Consider the following 15,817-nt stretch of genomic DNA (forward strand, 5'->3'; position numbering starts at 1 on the left):
GGCTCAGCCCGTCGCCGCCCGCAGGTCCACCCGCCAGTTGTGGCTGCGCATGAACCGCCCGGGCGGGAACTCGAAGTCCGTCTCGCCGACGAGGCTGAACCCGGCCTTCGCGCAGACCGCGTTGGAGGCCGGGTTGTCCACCGAGGGGAAGGCGTGCAGGTGGCGGTGGGCGGCCTCGCGGCGGGCGGCCGCGACGGCGGCGCGGGTGGCGGCGACGGCGATGCCCCGCCCCTGGTGGCCGGGCAGGACGTTCCACCCCATCTCGTGGACGGTCTCGCCCTCCCAGGTGCGGGTGCCGTAGCCGACGGTTCCGACGGCCTCGCCCTCGGGGAGCAGCACGATCCGGTACATGCAGCCCAGGCCGGACGGGACGAAGTCCAGGTAGCGCCGGTGCCGGACGAGGAGTTGCTCCTCGGTCTCCGGGCCGCCGACGTGCTTCTTCATCTCCGGGGTGTTGACCCGGCGCAGCAGTGCGAGGTCGGCGTCCGTCCAGGGCTCGATCAGTACCTGTGCTGTGCTCATGCCGGGGACGGTAGCGGTCCGTACGGGTCGGTGACCAGCGGTTTTGCGGGCGTCAGGGGCGCAGGCCGGGGTTCGGTGGGGGCCCGGCCGGGGTTCGGGCCCGGCCGCGGTTCAGGCCTGGTCGGGGCCCTGGCTGGTCTCGGCGAGGGCGCGGGCGAGCTGTTCGAGGGCGGGCAGGGCGTGGACGACGGCGTCGCGGTCGGTGGGGTCGAGGGTGCCGAGGGCGGTGGCGATGCGGCGCTCGTGGGCGCGCTGCCAGTCGTCGAGCTGGCGCCGGCCGGCCGGGGTGAGGGCGATGCGGGCGGTGCGACGGTCGCCGGGGTCGGCCTGGCGGTCGACGAATCCGGCGTCGAGGAGCTTGCCGATCAGTCCGCTGACGGTGTTGGGGGCGAGCCGCTGCCGGGCGGCGAGTTCGCCGACCCGCAGGGGTGCGGCGGCGAGGGTCTGGAGGAGTTCGACCTGCGCCATGGGCAGGGACTCCCACGGGTAGTCGGTGCGGATGCTGCTGCGCAGGGCGCGGCGCAGGCGGGTGACGGTGTCGGTGAGCCGCCGGGCGTGGTCGACCGCCGTTTCGGGGGTTTCGGTGGCGGGGTCGGGGACGTGTGGTGACGACGGCATGGCGGACAGCGTATCGCCTGGTACGGGCCGGTCCGGCGGACTGTCCACCGTCGGGCGGGGGCCTCCCGGAACTTCGCGGATCCCCCTGGGGCTCGGTGGAACTCGGCGTCCCAGGGCTCCCGTCGGAAGACGAGCAAGTCGTAGAAAGAACATATCTGCATCCGATATATTTGTGGCATGAACGCCACCGCCCTTGCCGCGCGGCTGCTCACCGAGCGGCCCCGGCCCCGCGGCATAGCCGGCTGGCGTCACGCCCACTGGCTGGCCGTCGGCACCGTCTGCCTCGGGGCCTTCCTCGGCCAGCTCACCGCCAGCGTCACCGCCCTCGTCTTCCCGGCCCTCGGCCGGCACTTCGACGCCGGCTTCGCGGCCGTCGAATGGGTCGCCCTCGCCTACCTCCTGGTGCTGGTCGCCCTGCTCGCCCCGGTCGGCTGGCTCTCCGACCTCATCGGCCGCAAGACCATGTACCTCGGCGGCTTCGCCGTCTTCGCCCTGGCCTCGCTCGGCGCCGGATACGCCGGCAGCCTCGGCGTGCTGGTCGCCTGCCGGGCCGTCCAGGCCGTCGGCGGCGCGATGATGCAGGCCAACAGCGTCGCCCTGGTGGCGCGCGGCGTCCCGGAGCACGCGATGCGGCGCGCGCTCGGCATCCAGGCGGCGGCCCAGGGGCTCGGTCTGGCGCTGGGCCCCAGCCTCGGCGGGCTGCTGGTGGAGCACGCCTCCTGGCGGTGGGTGTTCTGGATCAACGTGCCGATCGGGGTGCTGGGCATCCTGGCCGGCTGGTTCCTGCTGCCCCGCACCCGCACCGGGCCCCCGCTTGCCGTCGGCGCCGGGAAGCAGCTCATCGCCGGTACCGGGGGTCCGCTCACCGCCGATTCCGGGACCCTGCCCGCAGGAGCCGCCGCGAGCCTGCCCGCTCCCCGCGCCGCGAACCCGCCCACCACCGCGTCCACCACCACGCCCACCACCGCGTCCGGCGCCCGCTTCGACCTGGCCGGCCTGCTGCTGCTCACCGGCTCCACCACCGCGCTGCTGCTCGCCCTGTCCACCGCCTCCGGACTGCCGCTGCCCGGCTGGGCCGCCGCCGCCCTGCTGCTCGCCGCCGCCGTCCTCGCGTTCGCGCTGGTCCGTCAGGAACGGCGGGCCGCCCGGCCGATCCTGGCGCCCGGCCTGGTCAACACCCCCGGGGTGCGGTCCGGGCTGGTGGTCTCGCTGATCGGCTACCTGCTGCTGTTCTGCCCGCTCGTGCTCGGCCCGGTGCTGCTCACCGGCGCGGGCGTGCCGGTGGCCCGGGCCGGCCTGGTGATCACCCTGCTGCCCGCCGCGTTCGCACTCGCCGCGACCGTCGGCGGCGCGCTGCTGCCGCGCGGCTGGTCGGACGTCGCCCGCTGCCGCGCGGGCGCGGTGCTCGCGGGCGCTGGGCTGCTGCTGTTCGCCCTGCTGCCGGTCTCCGGGGCGGCCGTGGCGGTGCCGCTGCTGCTCGCCGGCTACGGGCTGGGACTGCTGCTGCCCGCCAACAACGCACTGGTGATGCGGGCGATACCGGCGCAGTGCTCGGCGGTCGGCGGCGGCATGGTGAACATGGCCCGCAGCCTCGGGACGGCACTCGGCACCGCCCTGCCCGTCCTCGGCGTCCACCTGGCGGGCCCGGCGTCCGGCGGCCGGACGGTGCTGTTCGCTCTCGCGGCGGTCGCGGTGGCGGCCGTGGCCCTGACCCGGCCGGTCCGCCAGGCCTGAGCCGGGAGCTCCGTCCCCGGGTCCGAGATCTGGCGCTAGGGCTCCGAGCGGACGTTCAGCGCGTCCTGGGCCCGGTTGAGGCCGCGCCGCACCAGCGTGTCCAGCGCGTCCGCGCACCGGTCCAACACCCCTGGCAGGGCGGCCTGTTCGTGGTCCGAGAACTTCTTCAGCACGAAGTCGCCGACGCTCTGCCCCTTCGGGGGGCGCCCGATGCCGAAGCGCAGCCGCACGAAGTCGGGGGTGCCGAGCACCTCGCCCACCGAGCGCACGCCGTTGTGGCCGCCGGGGCCGCCGCCGCGCTTGAGCCGTCCGGTGCCGAACGCGAAGTCCAGGTCGTCCTGCACGACCACCAGGTGCTCGACCGGGACGCCGTAACGCCGCAGCAGGCCGGACACCGGCCGGCCGGACAGGTTGATGAACCACTGCGGCTTGGCCAGCAGCACCCGGTGGCCGTCGACCTCGATCTCCGCCACCAGGGCGCCGATCCCGCGCCGCCGGAACCGCGCGCCGTACCGTTCGGCCAGCCGCTCCACGGTCAGGAAGCCGGCGTTGTGCCGGGTCAGCCGGAACCACGGGCCGGGGTTGCCCAGTCCGGCGATCAGCCAGGGTGCGGCGGGGGTCATCGTGAACTCCAGGGGCTTGTCGCGGACGCGGGACGGCCGGGGCGCGGTACGCACGGTACGGGACCGTCGACCGCGCCCCGGCCGTCCGAGGGCACGCGCAGTGGGGTGGGTCAGGACTCGGGCACGCCGGGGGCGGCGCCGCGCTCCGTGAGCATGTCGGTCATCAGCTGAACCTCCGAGGTCTGCGCGACCACCATCGACTGGGCGAGCCGCTTCTCGGCGTCGTTCTTCGCCAGGTCCACGTAGCCCTGGGCCATTTCGACGCCGCCCTTGTGGTGCTGGATCATCAGCTGCAGGTAGTACACCTCGGCGTCCCGCCCGCTGAGCGAACGCAGCTTCGCCAGTTGGGTGTTGGTGGCCATGCCGGGCATCAGCGAACCGTCGTGGGCCTGGTAGTCGTGGCCCATCCTCATCCACGCCATCGGCTTGGCCGCCGAGTGCTGCGGCAGCCCCCACTGGTCGATCCAGCCCATCATCATCCCGCGCTGGTTGGCCTGGGTGTTGATGATGTCGAAGGCGAGGGTGCGGGTCGCGTCGTCGCCGGTGCGGTCCCGGACGATGAACGACAGGTCCACCGCCTGCTGGTGGTGGGTCGCCATGTCGCGGGCGAACCCGGCCTCGGGCGAGTCGTCCGCCGGGACGGCCACCGAGGCCGACCCGGACGCCGACGTCCCGCTCGCCACCAGGGCGGGCACCCCGAGGGCCAGCGCGAGGGCGGCGGCCAGCGCGGCCGGCCACCACAGCCGCCGACGGGCCGGGCGCGGCGTCCCGGCCTCGTCCGCGAACTCCTCGGCGGCGTGCTCGGAGCCGTCCTCGGGCGGCGCCGCGTCGGCGGTCACATCTGCCCCATGGTGCAGGAGGCGCCCGGCTCCTGGGTCTGCTTGCCCTGGACGTACTTGGTGAAGAACTGGTTCACCCGCGGGTCGCTCGCGCTCTCCACGATCAGCTGGGTGCTCCAGGCGTTCAGGGTGATGGTGCCCTTCTCGTCCGGGTACGGGCTCATCAGCGAGTACGGGGTGGTCTTGACCTTGTCGGACAGGGTCTTGATGTCGTCCGGCGTCGCCTTGCCGTTGTACGTCACCCAGACCGCGCCGTGCTCCAGCGAGTGGACGGCGCGCTCGTTCTCGACCGGCTGGTCGTAGACGTGGCCCATGCAGTCCAGCCAGATCGCGTTGTGGTCGCCGCCGACCGGCGGGGTCATCGGGTAGCTGACCTTGTCCTTGACGTGGGTGCGGCTCAGCTCGCCGAAGGTCTGCACGCCCGGGATGTCCGCGTTGGCGGCGGCCTGCTCCTTCTTCTTGCTCTGGTTGGCGTCCATGACGATCCAGGTGCCGGTGGCGATCGCGCCGATCACCAGCACACCGGCCGCGACCGAGGCGATGACCTTGTTGCGGCGGTCGCGGCGCTGCTCGCCGGCGCGCAGCTCGGCTATCCGGGCGCGGCGGTCGGTCGGGCCGGGCTTGCCGGACTGCTTGCCGGACTGCTTCGAGGCGGAACCCATGGTGGTTGTCCTTGTCCCCGCCGCGCGCTGCTGGAGGCGCGGCGGTCAGCTGAAAGAAGGGGAGGGGCGGATCCGCCGGCGGATGCCGGGCGGTGGGTTCCGCTCAGGACCGGTGTACTTGCAGCTCGTGTAGATCGGGTGCCGGATGCGGACCGTCCAGCAGCCCGGCGGGCACCACCCTGGGCAGCGCCTCGGCTGCCGGCGCGAGCGGTGACGCGGCCGGCTGGGGATGCGGCGGCGGGTTCGGCAGCTGGGCGTCCTGCGCGCAGTACGGGTGGCTGGAGCAGCCGTTGTCACGGCGCGGCTGCCCGCCGTCGGCGGTGCACCACGTCCAGTGCCGCTGCTCCCCGGCGCGCTGGCGCTGGTCGGAGGCCTTGGCGGCGGGGCCGGCGTGCGGGGCGTGACCGGAGACCGTCGCGGCGGTGACGGTGGTGGTGACGGCGGCGGTGACGGTGGTCGGCATCGGAGCGGCGTGCGCGCCGACCGCCTTCGACTGACCGGCGCACGGCAGCGTCGTGAGCAGCGCGACCAGCAGCAGGACCCACAGCACACCCGCCGGGCGGCCCGCCGGTGCGGCCCTCCCCGGTCGAGGTGAGCTGGGGGCCGACGCGGTCATGCGCACATTTAATCAGCCGAACGAGTGAAGCGATGCCCCTCCTCCACCCCCATTTTCGGCCGCTCCCGGACCCGAACACCCCGGAAACGCCCTGCTCCGGGCACATCCGGCAAGCACGGACGGAACGGGACCGAACGCGGGGGTGAACCCGGGGGCGGACGCAGGGGCGGACTCCTCGGTGAAACCCGAGGTGGGCGCGGTGGCCGGGAACGGCCCGGCGCTGACCGGTTGTCGCCGAAACCCGGACAGCGTCGTTGCACTTGGAGACAATGACGTCGAGTCCGGCCCCGCCGGGGGCGGCGCGACCACGGACCGACCAGGAGCCGCCAGATGAGCAAGCAGGGTGCCCCCGCACAGTCGCACCGGCCGGACGACGGCTGGTGGGACACGGTCTACGACGGCCCGGCGGGCACCCTCCCCGACACCCCGCACGCGGACCCCGGCGACGGCAGCGTCGACGACTGGTTCGACACGGCGGTCGGTCTCATCGGCCAGCAGCGCACGGCCGAACCGGAGCCGGTTCTGGACGCGGAGCCGGTGCTGGACGTGGAGCCGGAGCCGGAGTCGGCAGCGGTGCCGGCAGCGGACGAGGTGCTGGAACGGGACAGCATCGACGACTGGTTCGACACCGCGATCGGCGTCATCGGACCCCAGCGGACGGACGAGGAGCGGGTCATCGCCCCTGACGTCCGGGAAACCGAAGCCGACACCGCCCCCGCACCGGTCTCCCTGGACAAGCCCACCCCCGAGCCCGCGCCGCAACCCGAGCCGGAACCCGCGCCGCGACCCGAGCCGGAGCCCGAGCCGGAACCCGAGGCCGCCGCCGAGGAGCCCGAGCCCGAGTCCGAGTCCGAGTCCGAGCCCCAAGCCACCGAGGAACCCGACACCCTCGCCACCGCCACCGCCACCGTCCCCGACCCGCGTCCGGCCGTCCGCTCGCCGCTCGCCGACGGCGCCCCCACCGTGCCGCACATCGGCGAGCGCCCGCCGACCTACGGCCCGGAGCCGACCGCCGTCCCGGAGGCGGACCCGGGCGTCCTCGGGGCGCTCGTGCCGGACACCGTTCTGGAGGGCGCCCAGTACGGGTCGTCCGTCCTGCGCGCCGTCTCCGTCCGCGGCGACTCCGCCCGCTACCGGGGCGAGTCGCGGCGCGACGCGCTGCTGGTCACCAGGTTCGGTGACGGCCCGGACGGACTGCTGCTCGCCGTGCTCGCCGGTATCGACCGGACCGGCACCGCCGCGGACGAGGCGCTCCCCCCGGAGGCCGTCGCCACCAGCACCCGCGAGGCCTGCCACCATCTGGCCGCCGCGGTCGGCCGCAGCCGCGAGGGCCTGGCCGCGGACCTGCGCGACGGCGCCCGGGACCGGCTGCGCTACGGCCTGCAGCGGCTCGCCACCGGCGCCGTCGCCCCGCTGCGCGCGCTCGTGCCCGGGGACGAGGAGGACGGCATGCCGTCCCCGGCCTCGCTGCACTGCCTGCTGCTGTCGCTCGACCCGGCGGCCGGCCACCGGGCGGCCTTCGGGGTCGGTCCGGGCGGGCTCTACCTGTTGCGCTCCGGCCACTGGATCGACGCCTACGCGGCCCGCCTGCTGCACCACCCGGACGGCCAGCAGCCGCCGGAGGAGCCGAGGCCGTTCCGCTTCCGGCTGGTCCCCGCCACCCCGGGCGACGTGCTGCTGCTCTGCACCCCCGGCCTGGCCCGCCCGATCGCCGACGAGCCGGCCGTCGCCCACTTCCTGTCCACCCACTGGGCCCACCCGCATCCGCCCGGCTCCGTCGACTTCCTCCGCCAGGTCCAGGTCCGCGCCAAGGGCTACGCCGACGACCGTACGGCGGCCGCCGTCTGGACCGAGTGACGACTGACCGGCCGACCGGCCGACCGACCGACCGACCGACTGACCGACCGACCGACCGAACGCCGACCGCACACCAGGCGCCCGACGCCCGGTCAGCGCGCCTTGGGAAAGGCGGCGCGCAGCGCGGAGCCGCGGACGGTGACCGCGGCCCGGAGGACGGGCAGCATGCAGACGACCTGCACGGCGGCGTACCAGGGCGGGCAGACGCCCGGGATCAGGTCGACGCCGACGATGGCGATCGGCATGACGAGGGTGAGGGCGCCCAGTCGTTCGAAGGCCCGGCGGGATCCTCGGGAGGCGGCGACCGCCAGCCGGTGGAGCAGCACGGCGACCACCGGCAGCAGCACCGCCCGGACCCACATGAACGTGTTCACCGGGTGGCCGCTGCCCGCCACCGCGACGACCGTCAGGAACCCGACGGCGCCGAGCGCGCCGTAGACCTTGACGCAGGCCGTCACCGTGCCGAAGGCCCGTCGGGTACAGGGGTCGTGGAGCAGCGCCGCCTCGGGCGCGCCGGGCAGGTCGCTGCCGGACGTGTCCGTGCGGTGCGTGTCCGTGCGGTGCGTGGTGGTGCGGTGCGTGTTGGTGTCCATGTCCACCGACGCTACGAACCGCCCCGCCGGGGCGGTATCGGTCTGGGCCCACGGGTGGGTGGGGCCGGCCCCACTCCCCGGCCGATCGGGGCGGTGGCGGGCTCGGCGCGGTGCACAGTTGGGAGCACCGTACGGAAGGGGAGAGACGTGGGACGGCTGGGTTCGTGGGTGGCGCGCGCCGGGGTGGGGTTCGTGCGGGCGTGCGTCGTGGCGGCCGTCTGCCTGCTGCTGCCGGCCGTGTGGGCCGCGGCCGTGGCGCTGGGGGTCTGGTGGGGGGCGGGCAACCCGTGGTCGTGGACGGCGCCGTTCGTGCTGGTGGGCGTGGGCACGCTCGCCCTGCCCCGCCCGGTCTGCCGGATCGTCCGCTTCCTCGTCGCGCGGTGGACCGCCACGGTGATCCCCGCCGGATACCGGCAGGCCGGGCCGGTGACGCTGATGTCCACCGGGTTCTGGTGGAACGGTTTCTCCTACGAGCGCACCCGCCGGGACGCGCTGATGGACCAGCGCTGGAGGGTCCGCTGGCGGGATCCGGCGAACTGGCGAGACCTGCGGTTCACGGGGATCGCGCCGTTCACCGCCGGTCTGCTCGCGTGCCTCCCGCCGGCCGGGGCGGTCGTGGCGGCCCGCGCGGTCCTCGGGTTCGGCGGGCCGGAATCCGCCGCGGGCCCGGCCGGGGCGCTCGGCGCGGTCGTGGCCGTGGCCTCCGCCCCGTACGCCTGGCGGCCGGTCGTGCCGGTGGCGGTCCGCTTCCTGCGCCCGTCGCCGGCGATGGCGCTGGCGGAGCGGGTCGAGGAACTGACCGCCCAGCGCGCGGACGTGACGGTCGCGCAGGCCGCCGAGATCCGCCGGATCGAACGGGACCTGCATGACGGGGCACAGGCCCGCCTGGTCGCGCTCGGGCTCTCCCTGGCGACCGCCGGGAAGCTGATGGAGCGTGACCCCGACCAGGCCAGGGCGCTGATGCGGGACGCGCAGGCCGGTGCCACCGCCTCGCTGGCCGAACTCCGCGATCTGATCCGGGGGATCAGCCCGCCGGTGCTGAGCGAGCGGGGGCTCGTCGACGCCGTCCGCGCGCTCGCCCTGGACGTCCCGCTGGAGGTGGCCGTCAGCGCCGGCGCCCCGCTGCACCTGGACGCGCCGATCGAGTCCGCCGTCTACTTCGGTGTCGCCGAGCTGCTGACCAACGCCGTCCGGCACGCCGGGGCGTCCGGGGTGCGGATCTCCCTCACGCGGGACGGCACCGGTGTCGCCGCCGCGGTCGTCGCCGAGGTCGAGGACGACGGCCGGGGCGGGGCGGACGTCCGGGCCGGCGGCGGGTTGGCGGGCCTGCGCCGCCGGCTGGCGGCCTTCGACGGCACCCTGGAGGTCACCAGTCCGCCGGGCGGTCCGACCCGTGTCAGGATGACGGTGCCATGCGAATCGTTGTAGCCGAAGACCTCTACCTCCTGCGCGACGGGATGGTCCGCCTGATCGAGGCCTGCGGGCACCAGGTGGTGGCCACGGCCGCCACCGGGCCCGAGACGCTCGACGCGTTGCGCAGGTGGCGCCCGGACGTGTCCGTCATCGACGTCCGCATGCCGCCGACCCAGTCGGACGAGGGGCTGCGGGCGGCCCTCGCCGCCCGCGGCGAGATACCCGGGCTGCCGGTCCTCATCCTCTCCCAGCACGTCGAGCAGTTGTACGCGCGGGAGCTCCTGGCGGACGGCTCCGGCGGCGTCGGCTACCTCCTCAAGGAGAGCGTGTTCGACGCCGACCAGTTCATCGGCGCCCTGGAGCGCGTCGCGGACGGCGGGACGGCCATGGATCCGGCCGTCATCGCGAGACTGCTGTCCAACACGCCACCGAACCGGGGGCTCGAACGGCTCACCGAACGCGAGTACGCCGTGCTGGGGTTGATGGCCGAGGGGCTCTCCAACCAGGCCATCGGCCGTCGGCTCTTCCTGAGCGAGAGCGCCATCGGCAAGTACACCACCGCGATGTTCGGCAAGCTCGGCATCACCGACGACGACGACACCAACCGCCGCGTCCGCGCCGTCCTCACGTACCTGAACAAGTCGTAGCCTGACGGACCGCCCGGCCTGTCCACCCCGCCGCGGCCTCCGGGGGTCAGGTGCGCAGGAGGATCGCGGTGACGGCGGTGGCCTGGGTGAGGGCGGCGGGGCGGTGGGTGCCGGGGAGGCCGATGGCGAGGGGGACGGCCAGGCCGTCGAGGAGGGCGCGGATCTGGGTGGCCCGGTCGGCGGCGGGCCCGGGGGTGAAGTGGCCGGTGGCGGTGCCCTCCTCGATGAGGGCGACCAGGTCGGCCTGCCAGGGCGCCTCGATCTCCTGCTGGCCCTGGCGGATCTCGGCGCTGGCGGGGGAGCGCCCCCACACCTCGACCCACAGGATCCAGCGCGGATCGCCCGCCCCGTCGGGCAGGTAGAGGCGCAGGTAGGCGTCGAGCCGCTGCCAGGGGTCGCGGGAGCGGTCGGCGAGGGCGTCGCGGCGCCGGGCGCCGAGCTGGTCCTCGCTCCAGCGGAGGGTTTCCAGCAGCAGCTGGTCCTTGCTGCCGAAGTAGTAGAGCAGGTGTCCGGCGCTCATCTGGAGCTGTTTGCCGAGCCCGGCCATGGTGAGTTTGGCGAGTCCGTGTTCGGCGATCGCGGCCCGGGCGGTGGCGAAGACCTCCTCGCGGGGGCGCGCCGGCCGGCGCGGGCGGGGGTCGGCCATGTGCGGTGCGCTCCCTCGGTGGTGCGGGGGTCGGAAGGCTGCCGGGGCGGGGGAGGTGCCCCCGCCCCGGCAGCCGGGTGGCCCGGGTGCCCAAGGCGGCCCGGGTTCCCCGAGTGGCCTGGGGTCAGGCGGACTTCGGCTGCTGCTGGGTGATGCAGTGGATACCGCCGCCGTTGGCGAAGATCTCGCGGGCGTCGACGAGTTCGACGGTGCGGCCCGGGTAGGCGCGGCCGAGGACGGCGGCGGCCTCCTGGTCGCGCGGGTCGTCGAAGGCGCACAGGATCACGGCGTCGTTGGCCACGTAGTGGTTGATGTAGGAGTAGTCGACCGGTTCGCCGTCCTCGTCCAGCAGGACGGTGGGGGCGGCCAGTTCGATGATCTCCAGGGACCGGCCCCGGGCGTCGGTGGCGGCGCGCAGGATGGCGACGAGCTCCTGGCAGACCGCGTGGTCGGGGTGGGCGGGGTCCGGCTGGACGTGGGCGACGACGACGCCGGGGCGCACGAAGGAGGCGACGATGTCGATGTGCCCGCGGGTGCCGAACTCGTCGTAGTCGCGGGTGAGTCCGCGCGGCAGCCAGATCGCCTTGGTGGTGCCGAGGAAGGCGTGCAGCTCGGCCTCGACCTCCTCCTTGGTCCAGTCCGCGTTGCGGCCCTCGCCGAGCTGGACGGTCTCGGTGACCAGGACGGTGCCCTCGCCGTCGACGTGGATGCCGCCGCCCTCGTTGATCAGCCGGGAGGCGAAGCGCTGGACGCCCGTCAGTTCGCTGATGTGCTCGGCGATGTGCTGGTCGTGGTCCCAGCGGGCCCAGGACTGGGCGCCCCAGCCGTTGAAGATCCAGTCGGTGGCGGCCAGCGAGCCCTTGCCGTCGATCAGGAAGGACGGGCCGATGTCGCGCATCCAGGCGTCGTCGAGCGGGCGCTCGACGATCTCCACCTGCTCGGAGACGTACCGGCGGGCGTCCGCGGTCTCGCCGGTGTTGACGACCAGCGTGACCGGCTCGTACCGGACGATGGTGTTGGCGACGGCGGCCCAGGCCTCGCGGCCCGCGTGCAGGTTCTCGGGGGTGTCGAAGGTGGGGTTGGCGGTGGGGAAGGCCATCCAGGTGCGGTCGTGCGGGTGCCACTCGGCGGGCATCCGGTAGCCGAGGGAGGCGGGCGTGGGGGTGGTCATCCGGGAGTCCTAGGGGGAGGCGTTCGGCGGAGGTGTCGGCGGAGGTGTCAGAGGAAGTAGAGACGGCTGAGCGAGACGCTGTCCGCGGGCTCGGAGCGCAGCGGTTCGCCGTCCAGCGAGACCAGGCCGGTCTGGGTGACGTCGACGCGGCCGATCCGGGCGTTGCGGACCATGTCGCGGGGGCCGATGCCGCGGGTGTTGCGGACGCCGACGCGGCGGCGGCGGGTGGGCAGCCCGTCGGCGGGGCGGTCGAGGTAGGCGCCGTCGGCGGCGGCCTGGGCGACGAAGGCGACCGAGATGTCGGCGGCGGTGGCGCCGTGGGCTCCGAACTGCGGTCCGAGGACGAGGGGTTCGCAGGTGTCGGTGGAGGCGTTGGGGTCGCCGACCACGCCGTAGGCGGGGAATCCGGCCTTCAGGACCAGCTGGGGCTTGGCGCCGAAGTGGTCGGGGCGCCACAGCACGATGTCGGCGAGTTTGCCGACCTCGATGGAGCCGACCTCGTGGGCGAGGCCGTGGGCGATGGCGGGGTTGATGGTGAGCTTGGCGATGTAGCGCAGGACGCGCTCGTTGTCGTCGCCGGCCTCGGTGGTGCCGTAGCCACCGTCCAGGGGGCCGAGTTCGGCCTTCATCTTGCCGGCCATGGCGAAGGTGCGGCGGACGGTCTCGCCGGCGCGGCCCATGCCCTGGGCGTCGGAGGAGGTGATGCCGATGACGCCGAGGTCGTGCAGGACGTCCTCGGCGCCCATGGTGCCGGCGCGGATGCGGTCGCGGGCCATGGCGGCGTCGCCGGGCAGGTCGGTCTTGAGGTCGTGGGCGGAGACGATCATGCCGAAGTGCTCGCCGAGCGCGTCGCGGCCGAACGGCAGGGTGGGGTTGGTGGAGGAGCCGATGACGTTGGGCACGCCCGCCATCTTCAGCACGTTGGGGACGTGTCCGCCGCCGCAGCCCTCGATGTGGAAGGCGTGGATCGTCCGCCCTTCCAGCACCTTGAGCGTGTCCTCCACCGACAGGCACTCGTTCAGGCCGTCGGTGTGCAGGGCGACCTGGACGTCGTACTCCTCGGCGACGCGCAGCGCGGTGTCCAGGGCGCGGGTGTGGGCGCCCATGTCCTCGTGGACCTTGAAGCCGGAGGCGCCGCCCTCGGCCAGCGCCTCGACGAGCGGGGCCGCGTCGGAGGACGAACCGCGGCCCAGGAAGCCGATGTTGACGGGCCAGGCGTCGAAGGCGTTGAAGGCGTGGCGCAGCGCCCACGGGGAGTTGACGCCGACGCCCCAGACCGGGCCGAACTCCTGGCCGATGATCGTGGTGACGCCGGAGGCGAGGGAGGCCTCCATGATCCGCGGCGAGAGCAGGTGGACGTGGGTGTCGATGGAGCCGGCGGTGGCGATCATGCCCTCGCCGGAGACGATGGTGGTGCCGGTGCCGACGACGACGTCCACGCCGTCGAGGGTGTCGGGGTTGCCGGCCCGCCCGATCGAGGCGATCCGGCCGCCGATCAGGCCGATCGAGGTCTTGCGGATGCCCTGGACGGCGTCGATCACCAGGACGTTGCTGATCACCACGTCGCAGGTGTCGCGGACGGCGGCGGCCTTGAGGTGCAGTCCGTCGCGGGCGGTCTTGCCGAAGCCGGCCAGGAACTCCTCGCCGGGGGCCTGGGAGTCGGACTCGACCCGGACGATCAGGCCGGAGTCGCCGAGCCGGATCCGGTCGCCGGCCCGGGGGCCGTGCACCGAGATGTAGTCGTGGGGGGTGATGGACGTCATGACGGCACCTCGGCGTCGTCGAAGGTGGTCAGGTAGCCGGTCGCGCGGGCCTTGGCCAGGGCGGCGTCCTTCGCGCCGGGGGCGTCCAGCGGTCCGTCGACCAGGCCGGCGAAGCCGATCGCGACGCGTTCGCCGCCGATCGGCACCAGGCCGACCTGGACGGTGGCGCCGGGGTCGAAGCGCACCGAGGAGCCGGCCGGGACGGCCAGGTGGGTGCCGTAGGCGGCGGCGCGGTCGAAGGCGAGGCGTGGGTTGGCCTCGAAGAAGTGGAAGTGCGAGGTGACCGAGATCGGCACCTGGGAGGTGTTGTGGACGGGCAGCAGCACCGTCTCCTCGACCGGGTCGTAGCCGGCGCCGTCGCCGGGCAGCGCGCCGCCGGGGGCCTCGTCGCCGAGCGAGCCGGCGCCCCGGAAGGGGTCGTTGACGACGGCCAGGCGGGTGCCGTCGTCGAAGACGGCCTCGACCTGGACGACGGTGACGACGTCCGGCACGCCGGGCAGCACGTCGTCGGCGGTGAGCACGCTGCGGCCGGCCTCGATGGCCTCGGCCAGGCGCCGGCCGTCGCGGGCGGCCTCGCAGACGGTGTCCGCGATCAGGGCGGTGGCCTCGGGGATGTTGAGGCGTACGCCCCGGGCGCGGCGGGCGCGGGCCAGTTCGGCTGCTGTGAAGATCAGCAGCCGGTCCCGCTCGGTGGGGGTCAGTCGCACGGTTCCTCGCTCGCGGTCGCCGGGGAGGGGGTCGGCTTTCGGGGCGATGTTAGAACGTCGTTCAAACATCTCGGGCCATTGAACCCGGACCGGGCCGCCGTGTCCAGCGTTGCCGGTCCGCAGGGGTTCGGCTCGCCGGGCGCGCGGCGGGGGTGAAGCCCCGCGGCGGCGGGGGCGCAGCCCGGGAGGGGAGGGTGCGCGGCCGGGGTGCGCCGGGCGCGCGGAGCGGGACGGGGCCCGGCGCGCGGCGGGGTGCGACAGGGAGCGGGAGGGCGGCGCGGGCCGGTGCCCGGGCGCCGGGTGTGCGCGGGATCGAGCGGGGGCGGGCTCGAAAACAGGCTCTGCGCTTCGCAAACCTGTCCGGCGCGGGCAGTTGGATCACGTGAACCTCCCCGTGCCCCTTTCACCCCACGTGATCGGACGCACACTGTTGCAAACGCCGTCAACTGGGCATGAGGATGGGTGGTCAGAACGTGGGGGCCACCCGGCCGGCGGGGGATCCGGAGGCGGGGGCCCGGATTCGAGGGCGGGGGCATGTGTTGATGGACGGTCAGTCGCGATTCCCGCGGCAGCGGACGAGTTCGGGTGACGCCTACCGGTCCGGGCCCGCCCCGGGCGCAGCCGGCGGCACCGGGACGACCCTGCCGGGCACCTCGGCCCCCGGCTGCGCCCTGCACCGCCGGCTGCACCTGACGCTCGACCCGGCCGACCTGGTCGCGGTCGGCTCGGTCCGCCGGCGGCTGCGGACGGCGCTCAGCCACTGGGGGGTGCCCGAGCTGTCGGACACCGCCGAACTGCTCTCCTCCGAGCTGGTGACCAACGCGCTGCTGCACACCGGCAAGGGCGCGGTGTTCGACGCGGTGCTCGGGTCGGACCACCGGCTGCGCATCGAGGTGCAGGACGGCACGACCCGGCTGCCCGGCCGGCGCCGCGATCCGGACGCCGAGTACGCGACCTCGGGGCGCGGCCTGCTGCTGGTGGAGTCGCTCGCGGACGCGTGGGGCGTGCAGCTGCGGGGCGACGGCAAGGTCACCTGGTTCGAGCTCGCCATGCCCTGAGCCCGGCCGCGCGCGGGGTGCGGGCGCGGGGTGCGGGCGCGGGGTACGGGCGCGGGGTACGGGCACGGAGTACGGAGCAGGGGGCGCGAAGCACGGGCGCGGGGCGCGGCGCATGAAGGGGTGCGCGGTCCGCGGCACGGTTCGCCGTCGATTCATTCGCCTTCGAAGCATGCCCGGAACAGAAGGCGGAGCGGAAGATTTCCGGCCCGTTGCCATTGCCGCTCGGCCCAACATTGGACAGGATGGTGGGAATGTGTGTCCACGTGCGGCAAGCAGCGGGGAGACCGAACCTCGACCGACCCCGCCCGTCGACACCGTCCGATCCAGCACCACCCATCACACCGCCAC

The 15,817-nt window shown here is 74.4% G+C and carries 16 protein-coding genes; 5 read left to right on the forward strand and 11 right to left on the reverse strand.

All coding sequences use genetic code 11. The annotated features are described in order from the left end of the window. Window positions 1-3 precede the first annotated feature (3 nt). Complete coding sequence (locus ACIQVZ_RS29860; protein ID WP_350881595.1) at window positions 4-522, reverse strand: GNAT family N-acetyltransferase; 519 nt, start codon at window positions 520-522, stop codon at window positions 4-6. Between the two features lie 111 nt (window positions 523-633). Beyond that, window positions 634-1,140: a MarR family transcriptional regulator gene (locus ACIQVZ_RS29865; RefSeq protein ID WP_350881593.1), complete on the reverse strand. Its 507-nt coding sequence runs from the start codon at window positions 1,138-1,140 to the stop codon at window positions 634-636. A gap of 177 nt (window positions 1,141-1,317) precedes the next feature. On the opposite strand from ACIQVZ_RS29865, the gene ACIQVZ_RS29870 reads away from it, so the two are divergent. Then, window positions 1,318-2,874, forward strand: coding sequence for an MFS transporter (locus tag ACIQVZ_RS29870; RefSeq protein WP_402454123.1), 1,557 nt, complete (start codon window positions 1,318-1,320; stop codon window positions 2,872-2,874). 35 nt (window positions 2,875-2,909) lie between these two features. Here ACIQVZ_RS29870 and pth read toward each other — a convergent pair whose 3' ends face one another. From pth to ACIQVZ_RS29890, 4 genes are all read right to left on the reverse strand, one after another. Next, on the reverse strand, window positions 2,910-3,509 hold the full coding sequence (gene pth / locus ACIQVZ_RS29875; protein ID WP_402454234.1) for an aminoacyl-tRNA hydrolase: 600 nt from the start codon (window positions 3,507-3,509) through the stop codon (window positions 2,910-2,912). A 98-nt stretch (window positions 3,510-3,607) separates the two neighbouring features. Then, on the reverse strand, window positions 3,608-4,240 hold the full coding sequence (locus ACIQVZ_RS29880; RefSeq protein WP_402454237.1) for a DUF305 domain-containing protein: 633 nt from the start codon (window positions 4,238-4,240) through the stop codon (window positions 3,608-3,610). A gap of 92 nt (window positions 4,241-4,332) precedes the next feature. Beyond that, window positions 4,333-4,998, reverse strand: a complete 666-nt coding sequence (locus tag ACIQVZ_RS29885; protein WP_350881589.1) for a DUF3105 domain-containing protein — start codon at window positions 4,996-4,998, stop codon at window positions 4,333-4,335. A gap of 103 nt (window positions 4,999-5,101) precedes the next feature. Then, window positions 5,102-5,614, reverse strand: coding sequence for a hypothetical protein (locus ACIQVZ_RS29890; RefSeq protein WP_402454126.1), 513 nt, complete (start codon window positions 5,612-5,614; stop codon window positions 5,102-5,104). 330 nt (window positions 5,615-5,944) lie between these two features. Between ACIQVZ_RS29890 and ACIQVZ_RS29895 the strand changes: the two genes are divergently transcribed. After that, window positions 5,945-7,471, forward strand: a complete 1,527-nt coding sequence (locus tag ACIQVZ_RS29895) for a hypothetical protein (protein WP_402454127.1) — start codon at window positions 5,945-5,947, stop codon at window positions 7,469-7,471. A 92-nt stretch (window positions 7,472-7,563) separates the two neighbouring features. Here ACIQVZ_RS29895 and ACIQVZ_RS29900 read toward each other — a convergent pair whose 3' ends face one another. After that, window positions 7,564-8,064, reverse strand: coding sequence for a hypothetical protein (locus ACIQVZ_RS29900; protein WP_402454130.1), 501 nt, complete (start codon window positions 8,062-8,064; stop codon window positions 7,564-7,566). 147 nt (window positions 8,065-8,211) lie between these two features. On the opposite strand from ACIQVZ_RS29900, the gene ACIQVZ_RS29905 reads away from it, so the two are divergent. Together ACIQVZ_RS29905 and ACIQVZ_RS29910 are read left to right on the forward strand one after the other, a co-directional pair. Beyond that, complete coding sequence (locus ACIQVZ_RS29905; RefSeq protein ID WP_402454132.1) at window positions 8,212-9,492, forward strand: sensor histidine kinase; 1,281 nt, start codon at window positions 8,212-8,214, stop codon at window positions 9,490-9,492. Beyond that, complete coding sequence (locus ACIQVZ_RS29910) at window positions 9,477-10,124, forward strand: response regulator (RefSeq protein ID WP_402454134.1); 648 nt, start codon at window positions 9,477-9,479, stop codon at window positions 10,122-10,124. Before ACIQVZ_RS29905 ends, ACIQVZ_RS29910 begins: the two co-directional genes overlap by 16 nt. Window positions 10,125-10,170: 46 nt before the next feature. Here the strand turns inward: ACIQVZ_RS29910 and ACIQVZ_RS29915 are convergent, their stop codons facing one another. The 4 genes from ACIQVZ_RS29915 to ACIQVZ_RS29930 form a co-directional block, all read right to left on the reverse strand. Further along, window positions 10,171-10,770, reverse strand: coding sequence for a TetR/AcrR family transcriptional regulator (locus ACIQVZ_RS29915; protein WP_350881577.1), 600 nt, complete (start codon window positions 10,768-10,770; stop codon window positions 10,171-10,173). Between the two features lie 124 nt (window positions 10,771-10,894). After that, a complete protein-coding gene (locus ACIQVZ_RS29920) occupies window positions 10,895-11,941 on the reverse strand; it encodes an agmatine/peptidylarginine deiminase (protein WP_402454137.1) in 1,047 nt (348 codons plus the stop codon). A gap of 47 nt (window positions 11,942-11,988) precedes the next feature. After that, window positions 11,989-13,704: an urease subunit alpha gene (locus ACIQVZ_RS29925; protein WP_350881573.1), complete on the reverse strand. Its 1,716-nt coding sequence runs from the start codon at window positions 13,702-13,704 to the stop codon at window positions 11,989-11,991. Next, the gene (locus ACIQVZ_RS29930; protein WP_402454240.1) at window positions 13,701-14,411 is read right to left on the reverse strand and encodes an urease subunit gamma; all 711 of its coding nucleotides are present in this window, start codon (window positions 14,409-14,411) and stop codon (window positions 13,701-13,703) included. Before ACIQVZ_RS29930 ends, ACIQVZ_RS29925 begins: the two co-directional genes overlap by 4 nt. A 542-nt stretch (window positions 14,412-14,953) precedes the next feature. Here ACIQVZ_RS29930 and ACIQVZ_RS29935 point away from each other — a divergent pair. Further along, window positions 14,954-15,469 (forward strand): ATP-binding protein, encoded by a 516-nt coding sequence (locus tag ACIQVZ_RS29935; RefSeq protein WP_350881569.1) that lies wholly within the window; start codon window positions 14,954-14,956, stop codon window positions 15,467-15,469. The last annotated feature ends 348 nt before the right edge of the window (window positions 15,470-15,817 follow it).

Origin of the sequence: Kitasatospora sp. NPDC098663 (assembly GCF_044760075.1) — a bacterium.
Taxonomy (GTDB): Bacteria; Actinomycetota; Actinomycetes; order Streptomycetales; family Streptomycetaceae; genus Kitasatospora.